The organism is Massilia genomosp. 1 (assembly GCF_011682185.1).
Classification (GTDB): domain Bacteria; phylum Pseudomonadota; class Gammaproteobacteria; order Burkholderiales; family Burkholderiaceae_D; genus Telluria_A; species Telluria_A rubra.
Genome location: NZ_WHJF01000003.1, coordinates 23,375 through 44,684, shown reverse-complemented (window position 1 = coordinate 44,684; position 21,310 = coordinate 23,375). Strand labels below are relative to the sequence as shown.

The window sequence follows — 21,310 nt, the reverse complement described above, 5'->3', positions numbered from 1 at the left end:
TGCGCTATCATGGCGGCATGAGTGAACCACAAACCCTGTATGACGTCATCGGTGGCGAAGCGCGCGTGCGCGAGATGGTCGAGCGCTTCTACGACCTGATGGAACTCGAACCCGAGTTTGCCGGCATCCGCGCGCTGCATCCGGCGTCCATGGAAGGCTCGCGCGAGAAGCTGTTCATGTTCCTGAGCGGGTCGATGGGCGGGCCCGACCTGTTTGTCGAACAGTATGGCCACCCGCGCCTGCGTGCGCGCCACCTGCCGTTTGCCATCGGCAGCGGCGAACGCGATCAATGGCTGCGCGCGATGGCGTGGGCGATGGAAGATATCGGCATCGACGAAGCATTGCGCCTGCGCCTGATGGAGTCGTTCTACCAGACCGCCGACTGGATGCGCAACCAGCCCGGTTGATGTCCGATTGATCCCATGACCCAGACCGAATTCCTGATCCTGGCCGCGCTGGCGGTCGTCATCATCATTTTGCAGGCGCTCATGCTGCTGCGCGCGCGCGCCAGTGGCGACGCCGGCGCGCAATCGGACAAGCTGCAGTTAGAGCGGCTGGAACGCGAGCTGCGCCTGGAACTGCAGGCCGGGGCGCAAGGCACGCGCCAGGACATCGGCGCCAGTCTCGCGCAATATCACGGCGCCACCGTGCAGCAGCTCGACAGCATGCGCCAGCAGATTCACCTGGCCAGCGTCAGCGGGCGCGAAGAGCAGTCGGCCACGCTCAAGCGCTTTGCCGACACCATGCACCAGACCTTGTCGGCGCTGACCGAGTCGAACGCGCAGCGCATGCTGGAAGTGCGCTCGACCCTGGAAGCGAAGATCCGCGACCTGCAGAACGATAACGGCGCGCGCCTGGAAGAAATGCGCAAGACGGTCGACGAGAAGCTGCATGCGACGCTCGAGACGCGCCTGTCCGAATCGTTCCGCCAGGTGTCCGAGCGCCTGGAGCGGGTGCATCAGGGGCTGGGCGAGATGCAGCAGCTGGCCATCGGGGTGGGCGACCTGAAACGCGTGCTCACCAACGTCAAGACGCGCGGTACCTGGGGCGAAGTGCAGCTCGAAATGCTGCTCGAACAGGTGCTGACGGTGGACCAGTATGCGAAGAACGTCGAGACCATTCCCGGCACCGGGGCGCGGGTCGAGTTTGCGATCAAGCTGCCCGGCCATGTCGATGGCGGCGTGCCGGTGTGGATGCCGATCGACGCCAAGTTCCCCAAGGAGCAGTACGAGCGGCTGCTCGATGCTGCCGACCGGGCCGACGCCGACGGCGTGGCGCTGGCCGGGCGCGAGCTCGAACGGGCGGTGCGGCTGGAAGCGAAGACCATCTGCGACAAATACGTGTCGCCGCCGTTGACGACCGATTTTGCGATCTTGTTCCTGCCGACCGAGGGGCTGTATGCGGAGGTGATGCGCAGGCCGGGCTTGGCCGACGATTTGCAGCGCACCTTGCGCGTGTCGATCGCGGGGCCGTCGACCCTGTCGGCGATCCTGAACAGTTTGCAGATGGGATTCCGTACGCTGGCGCTGGAAAAGCGCTCGTCGGAAGTGTGGCAGGTGCTGGGGGCGGTGAAGACCGAATTTACCAAGTTCGGCGATGTGCTCACGCAGACCAAGCTGACCTTGGAAAAAGCGGCCAAGAATATCGAGAGCGCGCAAGTGCGCAGTCGCCAGATGGCGCGCAAGCTGAAATCGGTGGAGGCGCTGCCGAGCGAGGCGGCGCAGTTGATGCTGGGGCCGGATCTGGATAGCGAGGCGTAGAACGTAGCGCGTATCCCTAAGCGCTAACCTCCAAACCGTCTTTCCCGCGCAGGCGGGAACCCAAGTTTGGTAAGCCGCCAGTAGCTTCGGTACAAAATTGGATTCCCGCCTTCGCGGGAAAGACGGTTTGGAGATTAGCCGGCACGCAAACGGCGCCTGGCGGCACTCATCACCGCCACCAGCCCCAGTCCCATCATCATCGACTGTCCCGGCTCCGGCACCGGCACCGCCGGCACGTTGGTCTCGGGAACCGGCGTGAGGTCGATGCCGGTCGTCGGCCCGTCCCTGAACGGCGGTCCGAACCCACCGGTGCCGATCGGCGTCACGGGAATCGAGCCTTGATAGGCGATCGAGCCCGGCGGCGTGGCTGGCGCCCGCTCCGGCAGCACCGGCCTGGTCGTGGCGCTGCCGCCGCGCAGCGCGATGTCCAGTTCGCTTTCGGGCGGCGCCGGCTCGTCGGCCAGGGAGGTCGACGCGCCCGGCCCACCGGTGCCAGGGCGGCCGCGCGACGGCCCGCTGCTGCCCAGGCGGTCAATGCGGCTCACGTTGCGGCACACGGTCGGCACCAGGATGCAGTGATCGCCTTCGCAGTACACCAATCCGGCCTGCCTGGCGCGCGCGCTCCAGCCGGCGCGCGAGACCTTGCCGCACACCGTGCCGGCGCCGAAATGCATGTCGCGGATCTTGGGGTCGTAGTAGTTCTGGCCCTTGATCGAATCGCGTCCGATGGTGACGAATTCGTCGAAATTGCGCTCGGCCATGCGCTCCTTGAGGCGCGCGCGCACCAAGGGCGGAATGTCGCGGTAACGGTCCACCGCCGCGACCACGTCGCCCATGAACGGGTGTACGCCGGGACGGTCCCAGTCGCACTTGGCGACGCGGCTCGCGGCGGCCGCCTGGACCGGATTGGCCGCCAGCATCAGCAGCGCTCCCAGCATCAACACGCAGGCCGATACCGGCCCCGCGACCTTGTAACTTGCGACGGTGATGCTGCTTGCGCGCTTCATGATCTCTGACCGGATAGGTTTTCCTGGAGATCATACTAACAAGCGGTTTTCAAAAAAACGTGGCAATTTCAATAACAATAAAACGCCATTAATGATATCGGTAAGTCATTTCCCTATGAAAACGACGTAGATGACACGGCAATATAAATGCAAGCTATGACAAAACAGGGTGACTTGAAAACAACATAATGATCATAAATACCACTAAAGTACCTGTGAAATCATGGTTTGTAGCAATAAATTTCCCAAAAGATAAATTTAAGTTGCAAATATTGCATCGAGATAGTCATCGGCTATGTGGCCTTCCTTAAATCAAGCCTTCGAACAGCATGACATCGACCAGATCGCCTGATTCGACGCTTCCTTGTTCATCATGCAAGATCACCATGCAGTTGGCCTCGCTCATGGAACGCAGGATGCCAGAGCCTTGCGAGCCGGTGATGCGCACCGTTTGCGCGCCATCGTCGGCGCGCGCGAGGATGCCGCGCTGGTACTCGGTGCGCCCCGGCTTTTTGCGGATGGCGCAGGCCGAACGCACCGTCAACAGCGGCAGCGGCGCGTCGGCGCCCATCATGCGCAGCAGTGCGTCGCGCGCGAAAAAGTAGAACGACACCATCACCGCCACCGGATTGCCCGGCAGGCCGAACAGGAAGGCGGTATGGCCGTTCGAGGCGATGCGTCCGAACGCGAGCGGGCGGCCCGGGCGCATGCCGATCTTCCAGAAGCTCACGTCGCCCAGTTTGGCCATGATCTCGCGCGTGTAGTCGGCCGCGCCGACCGACACGCCGCCCGAAGTGAGAATGGCGTCCACGTTCTCGCAGGCGTGGCGCAAGGCGTCTTCGAGCGCTTGCGGATCGTCGCGCACGATGCCCATGTCGACGATCTCGCAGCCCAGGCGCGTGAGCATGCCGTGCAGGGTGTAGCGGTTGCTGTCGTAGACGCAGCCGGGGTCGAGCGGCTGGCCGATCGAACGCAGTTCGTCGCCGGTGGAAAAGAAGGCCACGCGCAGGCGCCGCGTCACCGGCACCGTGGCGATGCCGAGGGAGGCCAGCAGCCCCAGGTCGGCCGGGCGGATGACTTTACCCTTGCGCAGGGCGGCGCTGCCGGCCATCAGGTCTTCGCCGGCGAAACGGCGGTTGTCGCCGCTGCGGATCGCGCCCGGCGCGATGGTGATGCTGGCGGCCCCGATGGTGGCGACGAGCTCCTGCGGAATCACGCTGTCGCAGCCGGCCGGCATGACGCCGCCGGTCATGATGCGCACGCACTCGCCGCTGGCCGGCACCACGGCCGACGGCCGGCCCGCGAACACGGTGCCCACCACCGCTAGCGTAACCGCGCCGCTCGCGGCCAGGTCGGCCCCGCGCAGCGCGTAGCCGTCCATGGCCGAATTGTCGTGCGCCGGCACGCTGATCGGCGCGATGATGTCCGCCGCCAGCACCCGGTCCAGCGCCGCCAGCAGCGGCACTTGCTCGATTGCGCCGACCGGCTCAATGAAGTCGCGGATGATGCGCTGGGCGTCGCGCACGGGCAGGGCGTCGGGATCGTAGGCGGACAGGCAGCTGGTGACGTCGTTCAGGGTCGGCAGGGTCATGGTGTGCTTCGGTAGGGGATTATTCTGGTTCGCACTGGCGCAGTTCGTCCAGCGTGTTGATGTTGCGGAAGGCGGAGGCGTCCTCAAAGCGCACGCGCGCCACCGCGATGCTGCCGTACCAGCCATCCATGCGCCGTCCGCCGCCGGCAAGGTAGGCTGCGAGATGGGGCAGGGCGGCTGTGCGCACCAGCGCGAATACGGGTTGCGGCTGGATGCGCGGCGCGCCGTCGGGGCCGGGTTCGTCGGTTTCGGCCAGCGCCAGGTCGGCGCCAGCGGCCGTCAACGCCTGATGCAGGCGCGCCACCAGGTCGGGCGGCAAAAACGGCGAGTCGCACGGCGCGCTGACCAGCAGCGAGGTGGCGCAGCGCGCCATGCCGGTGGCCAGCCCGGCCAGCGGGCCTTCGAAACCGGTCAATTGATCGGGCCAGACCGGCACGCCGAAAGCGGCGTACACGTCCAGGTTCTGATTGGCGTTGATCGCCAGCGCACCCACCTGCGGCGCCAGGCGGCGCATCACGTGCTGCGCCATGCTGGCGCCACGGAAGGCTTGCAGGCCTTTGTCGACGTGGCCCATGCGGGTGCCGCGTCCGCCGGCCAGGACCAGGCCGGTGATGTCGTCAAGTGGCGTCATTTAGCCGCCGATGTACGACATTTCAACGCGTTTTTCTCGATGTTCATCAATGCCGCTCGTGTTGATGGTACGGGTTTCGGAATAGCGGTCGGCGCGCACCTTCCACAGGGCGCCGACGGCGGCCGAGATTTCGGCGTCGCTGCGGCCGTCGCGCAGCAGGGCGCGCAGGTCGTGGCCTCGGCTGGCGAACAGGCAGGTGTACAGCTTGCCCTCGGTCGACAGGCGCGCGCGCGAGCAATCCTTGCAGAACGCTTGCGTCACGCTCGAAATGAGGCCGATTTCGCCGCCGCCGTCGGCATAGCGCCAGCGCGAGGCGGTTTCGCCGTTGTAGTTCGCTTGCAGCGGCACCAAAGGCATCTCGGCCGAGATGCGGCGCGCCACGTCGGCCGACGGGATCACTTCGGCCAGGTTCCAGCCGTTCGACGCGCCCACGTCCATGTATTCGATGAAGCGCAAAATGGTGGGGCTGCCCTTGAAGTGGCGCGCCATGGGTACGATTTCCTGGTCGTTCATGCCGGCCTTGACCACCATGTTGACCTTGATCGGCCCCAGGCCCACGGCATGGGCGGCGTCGATCCCGGCCAGCACATCGGCCACCGCGAAGTCGACATCGTTCATGCGCTTGAAGGTGGCGTCGTCGAGCGCGTCGAGCGACACGGTGACCCGGTTCAGGCCCGCATCCTTGAGCGACTGGGCTTTTTTGGCCAGCAGCGAGCCGTTGGTGGTGAGGGTGATGTCGAGCGCGCGCCCGCCCGGCGTGCGCAGGCTGCTTAACATGCCGACCAGGCGTTCCAGGTTCTTGCGCAGCAGCGGTTCGCCCCCGGTCAGGCGCAGCTTTTCGACGCCGTGGGCGACGAACACGGTGGCGAGGCGGGTGATTTCCTCGAACGAGAGCAGCGAGGAATGCGGCAGGTAGGCGTAGTCCTTGTCGAACACTTCTTTCGGCATGCAGTAGACGCAGCGGAAATTGCAGCGGTCGGTAACCGAAATACGCAGGTCGTGCAGGGGCCGCCCGAGCGCGTCGGCCAACAGGCCGGTGGGCGCAGCGAGCCGCGCGGGGATTGCCGGCGGCGGCGCGCGGCCGTCGCTGAGCATGATAATTTTTTCAGCCATGCCGATACGATAGCACGAGGCCCGCGACGGCACAGGCGGCGAGCAGTTTGATGGTCCCGGCCTTGAAGCGGAACAGGGCCACGCAGGCGCCCGCGCTGATGACGATCGCGGCGCCGTCGATGCGCCCGTTTTGCCAGAACACGTGCTGGCCGAAGAACAGCGCCAGGCTGACGATCACGCCCACCACCGCCGCCGAAATGGCGGTCAGCGGCGCCGTCATGCGCACATTGTCGCGCGTCGCTTCGATCAGCGGGGCGCCGGCCAGGATGAACATGAACGAGGGCAGGAAGGTGAAAAAGGTGGCCACGCAGGCGCCGGCCACGCCGGCCAGCAGCATGCTGCCGCCGGCGCCGAAAATGGCGTGGCTCCAGGCGCCCACGAAGCCGACAAAGGCGACGATCATGATCAAGGGGCCGGGCGTGGTTTCGCCCAGCGCCAGGCCGTCGATCATCTGCGCCGCGCCGAGCCACTGGTAATGCTCGACGCCGCCCTGGTACACGTAGGGCAGCACGGCGTAGGCGCCGCCGAACGTCATCAAGGCGGCCTTGGTGAAGAACCAGCCCATCTGCGCCAGCGCGCCGGCCGCGCCGTAGCGCCACGCCAGCAGCAGCCACACGCCGCCGCCGAGCGCCAGGCCGCCCAGGGCCACCCTGGCCAGGCGCGGCCAGGTAAAGCGCGCGTGGGCCGGGGTGGGGGTGTCGTCGTCGATCAGGGCCACGCCGTACGAGGCGCGGCTGTCCGGGTGCTTGCCGCCGACCTGGAACTGGGCCGGCAGCAGCCGCCCACCGAGCATGCCGATGGCGGCCGCCGCCAGCACGATCAGCGGGAACGGCACTTGCGCCACGGCGATGGCGAGGAAAGCGGCGACCGCGATCGCCAGCAGGGTGCGGTTTTTCAGGGTGCGCGAGCCGATGCGCCAGGCCGCCGCCAGCACCACGGCCACCACCGCCGGCTTGATGCCGTACAGGATGCCGGCCACCAGCGGCAGGGCGCCGTAGGCCATATAGATCCACGACAGCACGATCAGGATCAGCAGCGAGGGCAGGAAGAACAGCAACCCGGCCAGGATGCCGCCGCGCGTTTTGTGCATCAGCCAGCCGATGTAGATGGCGAGCTGGGTCGCTTCGGGGCCGGGCAGCAGCATGCAGTAGTTGAGCGCGTGCAGGAAGCGCTGTTCGGAGATCCAGCGGCGTCGCTCGACCAGTTCGGTATGCATCAGCGCGATCTGGCCGGCCGGGCCGCCAAAGCTGATGAAGCCGAGCTTGAGCCAGTACCAGAAGGCGACGCGCAAGGTGACGGAATCGGGACGGGTGTCGGCGGGCAGGGTCATTGTGCGTCTCGCTACGTGACGTTGCGGCGTAAAAAAGGGAAGCCGAAGCTTCCCTTTTTTATGTGACCGCGTGATTACTGGCGGCTGGTGTCGACCTGGACCAGCGGCTCATCGACTTGCGGCGGCAGCGGCTTGCGCTCGCGTGGCACGCGCACCGGTGGCGCTGCGCTGGCGGCCGCTTCCCGGGCTGCGCGCAGCTTTTCAGGATCGGTCGCTGCCAGGGTGAGGCCGGCCGAACCGAGGATCTCGGTCAGGTCGGCAACCGGTGTTGCGGCCACTGGCGCTGGCGCTACTGGCGCCGGTGCAGGTTCTGCCACTGCCACAGGCTCGGGTGCCACCACTGGTGCCGGAGCGGCCACAGGCGCAGGCGCTGCCTCGGCGACCGGCTCGGCCGGGGTGAACATCGTTGCAGGCACGATTTCTTCACGTACCGGGGCCACGTCGGCGACGTCGGCAACCGGATCGGCTGGCGTGAACATGGTTGCAGGGACGATTTCTTCACGTACCGGGGCAACTTCCGGCGCAGCGACGGCTGGCGCGGATTCGGCGACAAGCTCGGCTACTGGAGCCGGCTCGGCAGCCGCTGGCGCAGCGTCGATTGCCACGGCCGGGGCCCGTGCGGCGTCGACTGGTGCTGGTGCCGGGGCTGGTGCTTCCACCGGCGCTGGCGCCACCACATACTCCGACACCGGCTCAGGTGCGGCTTCGGCTTCGGCTTCCGGGGCTGCTACTGGCGCGGCAGCTTCGGCAACAACCGGTTGCGCTACTTCAGGACGGGCTGCGGCGAGCTGCACGACAGGCTCAGCCGCTTCGAACAGCGGCGCTGCAACCTTGTCGAAAGACACTTCCGCGTCCGCGTCCGCGTCCGCTGGCGCTGGTTCGACGGTGAAACTGGCTTCGTTGACAACGTCGCCATCTTCGCCGTCCATGCCTTCGGCCTGGTCGCGGTCGCGGCGATTGCGGTTGCGCCCGCCTCGACGACGACGACGGCGCGGCTCATCGCCACCGGCTTCGACTTCGATTTCTTCACCGTTCGGGCCGATCGTGGTGATCATTTTCGGCGCGGCGGCTTCTTCGTCGCCTTGCGCTACGGTCACATTGACAGCGGCTGCGGCGGCCACGACTGGCGCGACGGCCAGTTCATCGGTTTTCGCTTCGGCCACCGGGGTGCGGTAGTCGGCGCGCTCGCGCGGTGGACGCGGGGCGCGCTCGGCGCGCTCGCCACGTTCCGGCCGTTCGCCACGCTCAGGGCGCTCGGCACGTTCGCCGCGCGGTGCCACTGGAACGCCGGCGGCGTCGACTTGCGCTTCACGCGGCTCGCGCGGCGGCCGTGGAGGACGCGGCGGACGGGCGGCCTTGTCGGCCTCGCCCGGCTTGCCGGCTTCTTCCAGTGCGGCAGGTTTGCCCGGCTCGCGCTCGGGACGGCCGTCCGGCTTGCCGCCACGGCCAGGGCGGGCGCGCGTCCCACGGCCATTGCGGTCTTCGCGGGCGGCAGGGGCCGCGGCCGGCTTGAGCGGGGCCACAGGCGCCGGGGCGACAATGGCGGGTGCTTCCTTCTTGAAGAAGAAGTTCATGATCTTGGCCATGAAACCTTCTTCCTCGGGCGCGGTCAGCAGCGGCGCCTGGACTGGCGGGGCGACCGGCTTGAGCACTTCGGAGCGGTCCACCACAGGGGCCGGCTGGTCCGGGGTGATGGTCTTGACGACGGCTTCCTGGCGCGGCTTGACTTCTTCCTTCTGGCGCTTGCTGTAAGCCATGTCGGTTTCAGCTTCTTCGGCCAGGTTGTAGCTGGCCTGGCTGTCTTCGAGGCGCGGATCGTCGTGCTTGATGCGTTCGAGCTTGTAGTGCGGCGTGTCGAGGTGCTTGTTCGGGATCAGGATCACGCTGATGCGGTGGCGGTTCTCGATCTTGAGCACTTCGCCACGCTTTTCATTGAGCAAAAAAGCGGCAACGTCGACCGGCACCTGCACGTGGATGGTGGCCGAGTTTTCCTTCATCGCCTCTTCCTGGATGATGCGCAGCACCTGCAGGGCGGACGATTCGGTATCGCGGATGTGGCCGGTGCCGGAGCAGCGCGGGCACGTCACGTGCGAACCTTCGGACAGCGAAGGGCGCAGGCGCTGGCGCGACAGTTCCATCAGGCCGAAACGGGAAATCTTGCCCATCTGAACGCGTGCGCGGTCGTGGTGCAGGGCATCCTTGAGGCGGGTTTCGACTTCGCGCTGGTTCTTCGCCACTTCCATGTCGATGAAGTCGATGACGATCAGGCCGCCAAGGTCGCGCAGGCGCAGCTGGCGTGCTACTTCTTCGGCCGCTTCGCAGTTGGTATTGAATGCCGTCGTTTCGATGTCGGCGCCGCGGGTGGCGCGGGCCGAGTTGACGTCGACGGAAACGAGCGCTTCGGTGTGGTCGATGACGATCGCGCCGCCGGAAGGCAGGGGCACGGTGCGCGAATACGCGGTTTCGATCTGGTGTTCGATCTGGAAGCGCGAAAACAGCGGTACATCGTCGCTGTAACGCTTGACCCGGTGGATCATGTCGGGCATAACGTGGCGCATGAACTGGTGCGCTTGTTCGTAGATATCGTCGGTATCGATCAGGATCTCGCCGATATCGGGCTGGAAGTAGTCGCGGATCGCGCGGATCACGAGCGACGATTCCTGGTAGATCAGGAAGGCGCCGCTGGCCGACTTGCCGGCGCCTTCGATCGCGCGCCACAGTTGCATCAGGTAATTCAAGTCCCACTGCAGTTCTTCGACATTGCGGCCGATGCCGGCGGTACGGGCAATCACCGACATGCCCTGCGGCAGGTCCAGCTTATCCATCGTTTCGCGCAGTTCCTGGCGTTCTTCGCCTTCGACCCGGCGCGAGACGCCGCCGCCACGCGGGTTGTTCGGCATCAGGACCAGGTAACGGCCGGCCAGGGAAACGAAGGAGGTCAGGGCCGCGCCCTTGTTGCCGCGTTCTTCTTTCTCGACCTGGACCATGATTTCCTGGCCTTCGCGCAGCGCTTCCTTGACCGAGGCGGTACGGACATCGACGCCTTCGCGGAAATAGGTGCGGGCGACTTCCTTGAATGGCAGGAAACCGTGGCGGTCTTCGCCGTAGCTGACGAAGCAGGCTTCGAGCGACGGTTCGATCCGGGTAATCACGCCCTTGTAGATATTCGACTTGCGCTGTTCGCGACCGGCGGTCTCGATATCGATGTCGATCAGTTTCTGACCGTCGACAATCGCTACGCGCAGTTCTTCCTGCTGCGTAGCGTTAAACAACATGCGTTTCATTTTTATTGACTCCGCGACCCGGGGGCCGTTCCAGTGCCACGCTGCGCTGGGCGCAGGGCGGCGAAAAGTACAGGGGATGTACGCGGGAAGGGAAGTGGAGGGTGGGTATGCCTTTTCGCACGGCGCAGCGACGCAAAGCGTCACGGCCGCAACAGGGCGCGGTGGGGTCGATCGACATGCCGAGTGACGCATCGCCTGCAACTTCAGCTGCAGCAGCCCCGGATTATGCGGGGTACAGACAAAGCCAGGCCGAGCGAAATCAGTGAGCCAGACCGTCGCCAGCGAACATACTAAGACTTCGATACCGGGCTTAAACACCAGCCCTTATACTCAAGCCTTCAGGATGAGGCTTACTTCGGGTCGGGCGAAAACGACAAGCGTTATCGACGCCATCATCCGGCAAGCTGGCCCCGAGGGACAGCTTGCCAGTACTTATCCTTACAATTCCAAACAATCCATTCCGCAGCCTTGCGCGTTATCCGATTACAACAACGGTGCAACCTTGATTCGCGCCGGGATGTGCGTACACATTTTTTCCATCGAATTTGCAATTTGGCGGGGCCGATGGAGACGCCCCTGTGTAAAATATCGTTTTAATTCTTACACCAGCAGAGGTTTGACCGCCGCCTGTCGATTATATATTCAAAATGAAGGACTTAGAGAGAATTTCTGGGAAGACAGAGCAAATGAAGATGCAAAACGATGTTGTTCCCCCTTCATCACAGGCCCCCGTTCAAGCCCAATTTGTCACAATCACTGAAGAAGAAGCCGGACAGCGGATCGACAACTACTTGTTGCGGGTCTGCAAGGGCGTACCAAAAAGCCATATTTACCGCATCCTGCGCTCGGGCGAGGTGCGCGTCAACAAGGGCCGCATCGACCAGTTGTACCGGCTCGAAAGCGGCGACGTGGTGCGCATTCCGCCGGTGCGCGTGGCCGAGAAATCGAGCGCCGTGGTGCCGGGCGCCGAGTTCCCGATCCTGTTCGAAGATGCGCACCTGCTCATCATCGACAAGCCTTGCGGGGTGGCGGTGCATGGCGGTTCGGGCGTGTCGTATGGCGTGATCGAACAGTTGCGCGCGGCCCGGCCGGATGCCAAGTTCCTGGAACTGGTGCACCGGCTCGACCGCGAAACCTCGGGTTTGTTGTTGCTGGCCAAAAAGCGTTCGGCCCTCACCAACCTGCACGAGCAGATGCGCGACGGCCTGACCGACAAGCGTTACCTGACCATGGCCTGCGGCGACTGGAAAAACGCGCGCCAGCACATCAAGCTGCCCTTGCACAAGTTCACCACCGCCGATGGCGAACGGCGCGTGTGCGTACAGGCCGGCGGCATGGAATCGCATACCGTGTTCAGCCTGCTGCGCAAGTTCGACAAGTTCGCCCTGCTCGAAGCCGAACTGAAAACCGGGCGCACCCACCAGATTCGCGTTCATCTGGCTTCGTCGGGCTTTCCCATTCTTGGCGACGACAAATACGGCGATTTCGCCTTGAACCGTGTGTTGCTCAAGGCTGACGCCAGCCGTGGCGCGCTCAAGCGGATGTTCCTGCACGCGCATCAAATCACGTTTACCCATCCGGAAACCGGCAAGGATGTGACGATAAATGCGCCCTTGCCCGCAGAATGCGAACGTTTCTTGGTAAGCTTGGGGAAACCGCTGAACACAGCACCGCGTTAACTGCGCGTTGATCAATCCTGGAAGGAGCCGGCCGCCACAAGCGGCCGCAATACATGGCACGCAAGCAATTTGATCTGATCGTTTTCGACTGGGACGGAACCTTGATGGACAGCACGTCCACCATCGTCAAGTGCATCCAGGCCGCCGCCAAGGACCTCGGCTTGCCGATCCCGCGCGACGATGCCGCCTCGCACGTCATCGGCCTGGGCTTGCACGAAGCGATGCAGGCCGTGATGCCGAATATCGATCCCGCATTTTACCCGCGCATGGTCGAGCGTTACCGTTTTCATTTTCTATCGAAAGACCACGAACTGGTGCTGTTCGACGGCGTTCGCGAGATGTTGACCGAACTTTCGCAGGAAGCCTATTTTTTGGCGGTGGCCACCGGCAAAAGCCGCGTGGGCTTGAATCGTTCGCTGAACGCGGTCGGGCTGCTATCGCTGTTCGATGCCACCCGTTGCGCCGATGAGACATTCTCCAAGCCGCACCCGGCCATGCTGCAGGAATTGACGCGTGAACTGGGGCAGGACCTCAAGCGCACGGTGATGATTGGCGACACCACGCATGACTTGCTCATGGCAAATAACGCCGGCGCGGCCGCGATCGCCGTACAGTACGGCGCCCATCCGCACGAGCAGCTCAGCGCCTGCAATCCCATCTACTCGGCGCAAACGGTGGCCCAGCTGCGCACCTGGCTGGGCGAGAACGCATGATGGGCGAGCCAGGCGAGGTACTGGTCTGCACGTCCGGCCAGGTGCTCGAAGGCGGGCGCGGGGTGCGCTTTGGCGTCCTCGCCTTTGGCGACAAGGCCACCGGCTTCGTGGTGCGGCACAAGGGGACGGTGTACGCCTACCTGAACCGCTGCGCCCATGTGCCGATCGAGCTGGACTGGGCCGAAGGCGAGTTCTTCGAGTCCAGCGGCGTGTACCTGATGTGCTCGACCCACGGCGCCATCTACGTTCCCGAGAGCGGCTTTTGCGCCGGCGGACCGTGCAAGGGTGGACGCCTGCGCCCGATCGGCGTGCGCGAGCAAGACGGACAGATTTACTGGCAGCCCGACGAGTTCATCAAGCCGCCCCCCGCGCCCTGAGCGGGCGGCAACACACACCGGAAACCACTTACGTAAAGCGATTTATGACCGACAACACTTTCGGCGATGCCAAGGACAACATGCTGGCAGCGGCGCCGACCACCGGCAATTGGGAGCGCGAGACCCTGGAAAAGCTGGTTTTTGCCACGGTGCGCGAACAGCGCGCCACGCGCCGCTGGGGGATTTTCTTCAAGCTGACCTTCCTGGGGCTGGCGTTTTTCGCGCTGTGGGCGTTTTTCGATTTCGATTTCAGCGGTTCCGACATGGAAGCGCTGGGACGTCATACCGCCCTGATCGAAATCGACGGCAGCATCGAATCGGAAGGCAGCGGATCGGCCGATGTGGTGATCCCCTCCTTGAACAAGGCATTTGCCGACGCCGGCTCGGTGGCGGTGGTCCTGCGTATTAACAGCCCGGGCGGCAGCCCGGTCCAGGCGGGCAATATCGTCGATGAGATCCTGCGCCTGAAACAGGCGTATCCGGCCAAGCCGGTGTATGTGGTGGTCGATGAAATCTGCGCCTCGGGCGGTTATTACATCGCGGTGGCGGCCGATAAGATCTTTGTTAACAAGGCCAGTATTGTCGGTTCGGTCGGCGTGCTGATGGACGGTTTCGGCTTTACCGGCACCATGGACAAACTCGGGGTCGAGCGGCGATTGCTCACCGCCGGCGAAAACAAGGGTTTCCTCGATCCTTTCAGCCCGCAATCGGACAAGCACAAGGCGCATGCCCAGGCCATGCTCAACGAAATCCACCAGCAGTTCATTTCCGTGGTGCGCACCGGTCGCGGCAAGCGCCTGAAAGAGACGCCGGAGACTTTCTCGGGCCTGTTCTGGAGCGGCGCCAAGGCGGTCGAGATGGGCCTGGCCGATGGTTTCGGCACGGTCGAGACGACCGCGCGCGACGTGGTCAAGGCGGAAGACATTGTCGACTACACGGCGCACGAAGGTTTGCCGGAGCGGGTGCTGAAAAAATTCGGCGCCTCGGTGGGGGCGGGCATGGTCAACACCCTGGGGCCATCGGCCCGGCCGGTGTTGCGTTGAGAGTGATCTTGAATATTTTCCTTGAAAGTTCGGGCAGGTGTTCTATATTAGACCTGTAGTTCTTTCCATGGGAGGCCGATATAAAAAGTAAAGCGTGTGTTGGCAGAATATTGTTTGAAATGAACTACTAACCGCATCATGATGCGGTACAGAGAGAATTACAATTCCTCGCATGACGTCCTCGCATGGGGACATGGGAACGGCGGCCTACAAGCCGTCGTTTTCCATCCAGCCGATGTATTCCCGCTGATGTATTCCCGCTAATGTATTCCCGCTAATGGTTTATTTGGCCAGGTTTCCAGCCAGGTTCCGATGCGCGTTTCGCTGGCGCGAACGGCCGAAGGTCCATGACGTTTCAATGATGGGGACACTAAAGTGGCCGGCGCGCCAGGGCGCCGGGACGACTTGATCAGTCTTCGGTATCAAGCCGCCCGCGTCACCGTCCGCCAGTGCAGGACGATGACATTGCATTAATCCAGGCAAAAATCGCTTTTTTCGGCATCCACCGTGCGCAGCCGGTCCGACGCCGGAACATTGAGCGCAAGGTGGCCGGCGCAATCGGCGCGCAGGCCCGCATCGGCCACCCCGGCGCCGGCCGCATCGCCCTCGACGCCCTGAAAACCACCCTGGCTGAGCCAGTCCTGAAAGTCCTGATTGGCCTGGGCGTACCAGCGCGCCTGCGGCGACACGCGCACCATGCCCGGCACCAGCATGCGCGGCAGGTGGATGCCGCCGGTCCAGCGCGCGATCGCGTCACGCGTCGTTTCCAGCGCCGACTGCGCCAGCGGATTGTCGGGGAGATTGTCGGCAGCCGATTCCAGGAAGTCGGCGTTGTCCAATTGCGTCGCGGCGTTAGTAATGGTGCGCATCCTGGTCCTCATCATGTTTGTACTGTTCAGTTATCCTAATGGTGCCGTCAGCATTAGCAGGTAGCGTTAGGCCGATTCCTACTGAAGTTTCAGTGTAACAATCGGACTCTCGTCACTCTTGATCTGTGTCAAAGATGCGTAATGGATCTTCCGTCATTCGCGCCGTTCGGCATTTTCTCCTACAACCGAGTAGGCCGATTCCTATCCCCCGGGGAGCGCATCTGGTAAAGTCTCGCCCATGAGTAAATTATCTTTGGACCGCATCCTGCAATCGCAGGGATTCGGCACACGCAAATATTGCCGCACCCTGATCGACGATGGCGAAATCGTCATCAACGGCGCCCCGCACACCGACTACAAGACCGCGATCGAGACCGATGGCCTGGTCATGACGATCTTCGACGACGAGTGGGTCTACCGCGAACATGTGTATATCGCGCTGCATAAACCCGTCAACGTCGAGTGTTCGCGCAAGCCGAGCCACCATCCGGGCGTACTGACCTTGCTGCCGGAACAATTTACCTGGCGCGACGTGCAACCGGTCGGACGGCTCGACCACGACACCACCGGCATGTTGCTGATGTCCGACGATGGCCCGTTCATCCACACCCAGTCCTCGCCCAAACGGCACGTCCCCAAGATATATCAGGCCACCACGCAGGACAGCGTCACGCCTGAACTGATTGCGCAACTTTTGTCCGGCGTCAAACTGCATGACGAACCGGCGCCACTGGCGGCGCTCAGTTGTGTGCAGCGCGGCGAGCACCAGCTCGAAATCGTGCTGGAACAAGGCAAGTATCACCAGGTCAAACGCATGCTGGCCGCGGCCGGCAACCATTGCAGCGCGCTGCACCGGTCCGCCATCGGCCAGCTGACCCTGGAATCGCTCGGCCTGGCCGAGGGGGAATGGTGCTACCTGGACCAGGCCCAGCGCGACTTGCTGGTGCCGGCTTGATGTCGCCTGATGTGAGCTTATGAAATTAGCCACGCTCAAGGACGGTAGCCGCGATGGCCAGCTGGTGGTGGTGGCGCGCGACCTGAAAACGGCGCACGTGGCCGATGGCATCGCGCCCACCTTGCAGGCGGCGCTGGACGACTGGGCCTTCATCGCGCCCCAGTTGAGCGAGCTGTCCCTTCTGCTCAATGGCGGGCGCACCGCGCGCGGCTTCGAGTTCGATCCCGCCAGGTGCATGGCGCCGCTGCCGCGCGCGTTCCAGTGGGTCGATGGCTCGGCGTATGTCAATCACGTCGAGCTGGTGAGAAAGGCGCGCAATGCCGAGATGCCTGCCTCGTTCTGGGAAGATCCCCTGATGTACCAGGGCGGCAGCGACGATTTTCTGGGCCCGGCCGATCCGATCGTGCTGGCGCATGAAGAGTGGGGCATCGATTTCGAGGCCGAGGTGGCCGTGATCACGGGCGATATACCGATGGGCAGCACGCCGCACCAGGCGTTCGACCAGATTCGCCTGCTGCTGCTGGTCAATGATGTTTCGCTGCGTAACTTGATCCCGGCCGAGCTGGGCAAGGGTTTCGGGTTTTTGCAGTCCAAGCCGGCCTCGGCGTTTTCGCCGGTGGCGGTCACGCCCGATGAACTGGGCGACGCCTGGCAGGACGCCAAGGTGCATTTGCCGCTGCGCTCGACCTGGAACGGCAAGCTGGTCGGCCAGCCGCACGCCGGTGTCGATATGGTGTTTAACTTCGCCCAACTGCTCGCACATCTGTGTAAAACACGCAATGCACGCGCCGGTACCATTCTTGGCTCGGGCACGGTGTCGAACAAGGATGCGAAACGCGGCTACTCCTGCATTGCCGAGAAGCGCGCGCTGGAGATGATCGCCGATGGTGTCTCAAGCACGCCGTTCATGCTGTTTGGCGACACGATCAAGATCGAGATGCTGGACGCGGCAGGCAAGTCGATCTTCGGCGCGATCGATCAGGAGCTGAAGCAGGCCGAAGCCCGGAAGACACGCTAATCCGCGCTAATCCCTCCTAATAGCCGTGCATCCGCTTCAAATAGGCCGGCAACAGCCACCATAAGCACAGGACAAACGTGGCGATCCCGCCCGCCATGACCAGCCCGACCACGTGCCCGAACACTTCCGACATCACCAGGTTGGTGGCCAGGATCAGCGCGATCGCCAGCGAGAACGCGCCGGCCACGATCTGCCGTGTCGCCACCCGCTTGAAGCGGGCCCGGTCATTGAGCGGGCGCATCAGCCGATGCTGGATCGCCGGCGCACTCAACAACACTAAACTGGTCAGCGCCAGCACGAAGGTCGCCAGGAACACGATTTTCTCGGCCTGCACGATCTGCTTGAAGCCGCCGTTGAACGGCAGGATGATCAGGAACGCGGTCAGCATCTGCGCCCCCGGCAGCAGGATGCGCTGCTCGCTGAGCATGTCGGAAAAGTCGCCATCTTCCTTGAGGTCGGCCGCGACCAGCGGCTCTTGTGGGTCGGGCGGAACCAAGGAATTCATGGCAATCGTATAGAAGTTGATAATTTTCGATTATACGAGAGCGCGCGTCAGAGCCGCGTTCGCCTGCCAGAGGGCGAATCGAACAGGGAATTGACCCCTGTTTGCGGCCTTAATCGACGGATAGCTTCAGAGCAATATCGCGAATAATGGCATCTGTTAACGGGAGCCTGGCATGTCAGACGAAAGCGACGCAGAAAAGACAGAAGCGGCGTCAGCCAAGCGATTGGAGCAGGCGCGCGAAGACGGCGACGTGCCGCGCTCGCGTGAAGTGGCCACGTTTACGGTCTTGATGACGGCCGGCTGCACCCTGTGGTTCTTCGGCGCCGGCATCGTGCGCCAGCTCAATGCGAGCATGGTCTCCGGCATGTCCATGGACCGCGAGCAAATCCTCAACCCGAACGTGATGATCATGCGCGTGGCCAGCGATATCGCCCAGGTCTTGCTGGCCTGCCTGCCGCTGGCGTTCGCCGTGATGGTGGTGGCGCTCGCCTCGCCCCTGCTGATCGGCGGCTGGCTGTTCAGCAGCAAGTCGTTCATGCCCAATTTCAACAAGCTGAACCCGGTCCGGGGCTTGAGCAATATGATTTCCACCAACGCCCTGGTCGAACTGCTCAAGGCCATTGCCAAGACCATCGTGGTGGGCACCGTGGCCTGGATGGTCGTGATGAGCCAGAAAGACGCCGTCATCGGCCTGGCCGTCGAGCCCCTGAAAAGCGGCAGCGCGCACATGGTCGACCTGATCGGCTCGGCGTTCCTGTTCATCGTCGGCGGCCTCGGCATCGTGGCCGCGATCGACGGTCCGTACCAGATCTGGCATTACGCGAACAAGCTCAAGATGACGCGCCAGGAAATGATCCAGGAAGCGAAAGAGTCGGACGGCAATCCCCAGATGAAAGGCAAGATCCGCCAGATGCAGCGCGAAATGTCGCAGCGCCGCATGATGGCCGAGGTGCCGACCGCCGATGTGATCGTGACCAACCCGACCCACTACGCGGTGGCGCTCAAGTACGCCGACGGCCAGCGCGGCGCGCCGCGCGTGGTGGCCAAGGGGGCCGATGAGGTGGCGGCCAAGATTCGCGAACTGGCCAAGGAACACAACGTGGCCATGCTGGAAGCGCCGGCGCTGGCGCGTGCGCTGCACAAGCATACCGAGATCGGCGACGAGATTCCGGAAGCGCTGTACTCGGCGGTGGCCGAAGTGCTGGCGTATGTATTCCAGTTGCGCGCCTACAAGAAAGATGGCGGCACCTACCCCGACCGGCCGACCAGGCTGCGCGTACCACCCGAGCTCGACCCGCACGACCCGGCATCGCACACCACAGCTGAACCGAAGAACGGAGCCACACCATGAACCGCCTGAATATGCCCTCCTGGTTGCGTGGAATGAAAGGCGGCGGCAACGCCCTGGCCGCTCCGGCCATCATCATCATGCTCTTGATGATGATGATCCTGCCCTTGCCGGCCTTCGTGCTGGACGTGTTCTTCAGCTTCAACATCGCCCTGTCGGTGATCGTGCTGCTGACCAGCCTGTACACGGTCAAGCCGCTCGACTTCATGGCCTTCCCGACCATCCTGCTGGTGTCGACCATGCTGCGCCTGTCGCTCAACGTGGCGTCGACCCGGATCGTGCTGACCGAAGGCCACACCGGCGGCGCCGCGGCCGGTAAAGTGATTGAAGCCTTCGGTCACTTCCTCATCGGCGGCAACTACACGGTGGGTATCGTCGTGTTTATCATTCTGACCATCATTAACTTTACCGTGGTCACCAAGGGTGCGGGCCGGATCGCCGAAGTGGGCGCGCGTTTCGCCCTGGACGCCATGCCTGGTAAACAGATGGCGATCGACGCCGACCTCAACGCCGGCCTGATCGCCGAAGACGAAGCGCGCCGCCGCCGTACCGAAGTCGCCCAGGAAGCCGAGTTCTACGGCGCCATGGACGGCGCCTCGAAATACGTGCGCGGCGACGCGGTGGCCGGCATCATGGTGACCGTGATCAACGTGATCGGCGGCTTGCTGGTCGGTATCCTGCAGCACGACCTCGGCTTTGCCGAAGCGGCCAAGACCTACACCCTGCTGGCCATCGGTGACGGCCTGGTGGCGCAGATTCCCTCGCTGATCATCTCGACCGCGGCCGGTATCGTGGTGTCGCGCGTGGCCAGCGAGCACGACATCGGCACCCAGCTGATGAACCAATTGTTCGCCAAGCCGGAAGTGCTGTATATCACCGCGGCGATTATCGGCGGCATGGGTTTGATTCCCGGCATGCCGAACCTGGTATTCCTGCTGCTGGCCGGCTCGCTCGCGGGCAGCGCCTACATGATCAACCGCAAGGCCAAGGCGCCGCCGCCGGAAGTCATCGAGACCCCGGCGCCGGCCGCGCCGACCGAGCAGGAAGAGGCCAGCTGGCAAGACATCATGCCGGTCGATACCTTGGGGCTGGAAGTGGGGTATCGTTTGATTCCGCTGGTCGACAAGACCCAGGGTGGCGAGCTGCTCAAGCGCATCAAGGGGATACGCAAGAAGTTCGCCCAGGAAGTCGGTTTCCTGGCGCCGCCGGTGCATATCCGCGACAACCTGGAACTGAAGCCGTCGGCTTACCGCATCACCCTCAAGGGCGTGGAAGTGGGCAGCGGCGAGTCGATGAACGGGCAGTTCCTGGCGATCAATCCGGGCATGGCCAGCGGCAGCCTGGCGGGCCTGGTGACCACCGATCCAGCCTTCGGCCTGCCTGCGGTGTGGATCGATGCCGGGCTGCGCGACGAAGCGCAGAGCATGGGCTACACGGTGGTCGATGCCGGTACCGTGGTGGCGACGCACCTGAACCATCTGATCACGACGCACGCGTCCGAGTTGCTCGGCCGTGCGGAAGTGCAGGCCCTGCTCGACCATCTGGCCAAGGAAGCACCGAAGCTGGTGGAAGACCTGGTGCCGAAGCTGGTGTCGCTGTCGACCCTGCAGAAAGTGTTGCAGAATCTCTTGGTCGAAGGCGTACACATCCGTGATATGCGGACCGTGATCGAGACCCTGGCCGAGTATGCGACCCAAACCCAGGACCCGGCCGAGCTGACCGCCGTGGTGCGCATTGCGCTGGGCCGGGCGATTGTGCAGCAGTTGTTCCCGGGCACGAATGAGTTGTCGGTGATGACCCTGGATAACCGGCTTGAGCGCTTGTTGATGCAGGCGCTGGGCGCCGGTGGCGATGGCGCCGGGATCGAGCCGGGTTTGGCCGATACGATTGCGCAGCAGGCCGGTGCGGCGGCGGCGCAGCAGGAGCAGATGGGCTTGACGCCGGTGTTGCTGGTGCCGGGTCCGTTACGGGCCTTGTTGTCGAAGTTCCTGCGCCGGGCGCTGCCGCAATTGAAGGTGCTGTCGCACAATGAGATTCCAGAGACCAAGACGATTCATGTGACCAGTTTGGTGGGGGCGCAGTAAGAA

General features: G+C 63.7%; 18 protein-coding genes. 10 read left to right on the top strand and 8 right to left on the bottom strand.

Features of this window, described 5'->3' with window-relative positions; genetic code table 11:
* Positions 1 to 17: 17 nt before the first annotated feature.
* Together F1735_RS01655 and F1735_RS01650 are read left to right on the top strand one after the other, a co-directional pair.
* On the top strand, positions 18 to 407 hold the full coding sequence (locus F1735_RS01655; protein ID WP_167235304.1) for a group II truncated hemoglobin: 390 nt from the start codon (positions 18 to 20) through the stop codon (positions 405 to 407).
* Positions 408 to 422: 15 nt separating this feature from the next.
* Positions 423 to 1,760, top strand: coding sequence for a DNA recombination protein RmuC (locus F1735_RS01650; RefSeq protein WP_167235303.1), 1,338 nt, complete (start codon positions 423 to 425; stop codon positions 1,758 to 1,760).
* A gap of 134 nt (positions 1,761 to 1,894) precedes the next feature.
* Here the strand turns inward: F1735_RS01650 and F1735_RS01645 are convergent, their stop codons facing one another.
* From F1735_RS01645 to F1735_RS01620, 6 genes are all read right to left on the bottom strand, one after another.
* A complete protein-coding gene (locus tag F1735_RS01645; protein ID WP_167235302.1) occupies positions 1,895 to 2,767 on the bottom strand; it encodes an MHFG family PEP-CTERM protein in 873 nt (290 codons plus the stop codon).
* 307 nt (positions 2,768 to 3,074) lie between these two features.
* On the bottom strand, positions 3,075 to 4,358 hold the full coding sequence (moeA, locus tag F1735_RS01640; protein ID WP_187364123.1) for a molybdopterin molybdotransferase MoeA: 1,284 nt from the start codon (positions 4,356 to 4,358) through the stop codon (positions 3,075 to 3,077).
* A 19-nt stretch (positions 4,359 to 4,377) separates the two neighbouring features.
* Positions 4,378 to 4,989 (bottom strand): molybdenum cofactor guanylyltransferase MobA, encoded by a 612-nt coding sequence (gene mobA / locus F1735_RS01635; protein WP_167235301.1) that lies wholly within the window; start codon positions 4,987 to 4,989, stop codon positions 4,378 to 4,380.
* Positions 4,990 to 6,102, bottom strand: coding sequence for a GTP 3',8-cyclase MoaA (gene moaA, locus F1735_RS01630; RefSeq protein WP_167235300.1), 1,113 nt, complete (start codon positions 6,100 to 6,102; stop codon positions 4,990 to 4,992).
* On the bottom strand, positions 6,095 to 7,432 hold the full coding sequence (chrA, locus tag F1735_RS01625; RefSeq protein WP_167235299.1) for a chromate efflux transporter: 1,338 nt from the start codon (positions 7,430 to 7,432) through the stop codon (positions 6,095 to 6,097). The genes moaA and chrA overlap by 8 nt, the downstream gene beginning before the upstream one ends.
* Positions 7,433 to 7,506: 74 nt before the next feature.
* The gene (locus F1735_RS01620) at positions 7,507 to 10,716 is read right to left on the bottom strand and encodes an Rne/Rng family ribonuclease (protein ID WP_167235298.1); all 3,210 of its coding nucleotides are present in this window, start codon (positions 10,714 to 10,716) and stop codon (positions 7,507 to 7,509) included.
* 686 nt (positions 10,717 to 11,402) lie between these two features.
* On the opposite strand from F1735_RS01620, the gene F1735_RS01615 reads away from it, so the two are divergent.
* Genes F1735_RS01615 through F1735_RS01600 form a run of 4 tightly spaced genes read left to right on the top strand, consistent with a single transcriptional unit; the run spans position 11,403 to position 14,528 of the window.
* A complete protein-coding gene (locus F1735_RS01615) occupies positions 11,403 to 12,395 on the top strand; it encodes an RluA family pseudouridine synthase (RefSeq protein ID WP_187364122.1) in 993 nt (330 codons plus the stop codon).
* A gap of 53 nt (positions 12,396 to 12,448) precedes the next feature.
* Positions 12,449 to 13,108, top strand: coding sequence for an HAD-IA family hydrolase (locus tag F1735_RS01610; protein ID WP_167235296.1), 660 nt, complete (start codon positions 12,449 to 12,451; stop codon positions 13,106 to 13,108).
* Entirely contained in the window at positions 13,108 to 13,485 is a 378-nt protein-coding gene (locus F1735_RS01605; RefSeq protein WP_373888453.1) for a Rieske (2Fe-2S) protein, read from the top strand. Before F1735_RS01610 ends, F1735_RS01605 begins: the two co-directional genes overlap by 1 nt.
* Before the next feature lie 44 nt (positions 13,486 to 13,529).
* Positions 13,530 to 14,528, top strand: a complete 999-nt coding sequence (locus F1735_RS01600) for a S49 family peptidase (RefSeq protein WP_167235294.1) — start codon at positions 13,530 to 13,532, stop codon at positions 14,526 to 14,528.
* 470 nt (positions 14,529 to 14,998) lie between these two features.
* On the opposite strand, the gene F1735_RS01595 is transcribed toward F1735_RS01600, so the two are convergent.
* Complete coding sequence (locus F1735_RS01595; protein ID WP_167235293.1) at positions 14,999 to 15,397, bottom strand: hypothetical protein; 399 nt, start codon at positions 15,395 to 15,397, stop codon at positions 14,999 to 15,001.
* Positions 15,398 to 15,635: 238 nt separating this feature from the next.
* Here F1735_RS01595 and F1735_RS01590 point away from each other — a divergent pair, with 238 nt between their 5' ends.
* Together F1735_RS01590 and F1735_RS01585 are read left to right on the top strand one after the other, a co-directional pair.
* The gene (locus F1735_RS01590; RefSeq protein WP_167235292.1) at positions 15,636 to 16,352 is read left to right on the top strand and encodes a pseudouridine synthase; all 717 of its coding nucleotides are present in this window, start codon (positions 15,636 to 15,638) and stop codon (positions 16,350 to 16,352) included.
* A 19-nt stretch (positions 16,353 to 16,371) separates the two neighbouring features.
* Positions 16,372 to 17,370, top strand: coding sequence for a fumarylacetoacetate hydrolase family protein (locus F1735_RS01585; protein WP_167235291.1), 999 nt, complete (start codon positions 16,372 to 16,374; stop codon positions 17,368 to 17,370).
* 16 nt (positions 17,371 to 17,386) lie between these two features.
* Here the strand turns inward: F1735_RS01585 and F1735_RS01580 are convergent, their stop codons facing one another.
* Positions 17,387 to 17,875: a DUF6328 family protein gene (locus tag F1735_RS01580; protein WP_167235290.1), complete on the bottom strand. Its 489-nt coding sequence runs from the start codon at positions 17,873 to 17,875 to the stop codon at positions 17,387 to 17,389.
* A gap of 172 nt (positions 17,876 to 18,047) precedes the next feature.
* On the opposite strand from F1735_RS01580, the gene flhB reads away from it, so the two are divergent.
* Together flhB and flhA are read left to right on the top strand one after the other, a co-directional pair.
* Positions 18,048 to 19,226, top strand: coding sequence for a flagellar biosynthesis protein FlhB (gene flhB, locus F1735_RS01575; protein WP_167235289.1), 1,179 nt, complete (start codon positions 18,048 to 18,050; stop codon positions 19,224 to 19,226).
* Positions 19,223 to 21,307 (top strand): flagellar biosynthesis protein FlhA, encoded by a 2,085-nt coding sequence (gene flhA / locus F1735_RS01570; RefSeq protein WP_167235288.1) that lies wholly within the window; start codon positions 19,223 to 19,225, stop codon positions 21,305 to 21,307. Before flhB ends, flhA begins: the two co-directional genes overlap by 4 nt.
* Positions 21,308 to 21,310 lie beyond the last annotated feature (3 nt).

Coding starts and splice junctions, on each gene's coding strand:
- F1735_RS01655 (WP_167235304.1), top strand. CDS start 18: ATGAGTGAACCACAAACCCTGTATGACGTCATCGGTGGCGAAGCGCGC.
- F1735_RS01650 (WP_167235303.1), top strand. CDS start 423: ATGACCCAGACCGAATTCCTGATCCTGGCCGCGCTGGCGGTCGTCATC.
- F1735_RS01645 (WP_167235302.1), bottom strand. CDS start 2,767: ATGAAGCGCGCAAGCAGCATCACCGTCGCAAGTTACAAGGTCGCGGGG.
- moeA (WP_187364123.1), bottom strand. CDS start 4,358: ATGACCCTGCCGACCCTGAACGACGTCACCAGCTGCCTGTCCGCCTAC.
- mobA (WP_167235301.1), bottom strand. CDS start 4,989: ATGACGCCACTTGACGACATCACCGGCCTGGTCCTGGCCGGCGGACGC.
- moaA (WP_167235300.1), bottom strand. CDS start 6,102: ATGGCTGAAAAAATTATCATGCTCAGCGACGGCCGCGCGCCGCCGCCG.
- chrA (WP_167235299.1), bottom strand. CDS start 7,432: ATGACCCTGCCCGCCGACACCCGTCCCGATTCCGTCACCTTGCGCGTC.
- F1735_RS01620 (WP_167235298.1), bottom strand. CDS start 10,716: ATGAAACGCATGTTGTTTAACGCTACGCAGCAGGAAGAACTGCGCGTA.
- F1735_RS01615 (WP_187364122.1), top strand. CDS start 11,403: ATGAAGATGCAAAACGATGTTGTTCCCCCTTCATCACAGGCCCCCGTT.
- F1735_RS01610 (WP_167235296.1), top strand. CDS start 12,449: ATGGCACGCAAGCAATTTGATCTGATCGTTTTCGACTGGGACGGAACC.
- F1735_RS01605 (WP_373888453.1), top strand. CDS start 13,108: ATGGGCGAGCCAGGCGAGGTACTGGTCTGCACGTCCGGCCAGGTGCTC.
- F1735_RS01600 (WP_167235294.1), top strand. CDS start 13,530: ATGACCGACAACACTTTCGGCGATGCCAAGGACAACATGCTGGCAGCG.
- F1735_RS01595 (WP_167235293.1), bottom strand. CDS start 15,397: ATGCGCACCATTACTAACGCCGCGACGCAATTGGACAACGCCGACTTC.
- F1735_RS01590 (WP_167235292.1), top strand. CDS start 15,636: ATGAGTAAATTATCTTTGGACCGCATCCTGCAATCGCAGGGATTCGGC.
- F1735_RS01585 (WP_167235291.1), top strand. CDS start 16,372: ATGAAATTAGCCACGCTCAAGGACGGTAGCCGCGATGGCCAGCTGGTG.
- F1735_RS01580 (WP_167235290.1), bottom strand. CDS start 17,875: ATGAATTCCTTGGTTCCGCCCGACCCACAAGAGCCGCTGGTCGCGGCC.
- flhB (WP_167235289.1), top strand. CDS start 18,048: ATGTCAGACGAAAGCGACGCAGAAAAGACAGAAGCGGCGTCAGCCAAG.
- flhA (WP_167235288.1), top strand. CDS start 19,223: ATGAACCGCCTGAATATGCCCTCCTGGTTGCGTGGAATGAAAGGCGGC.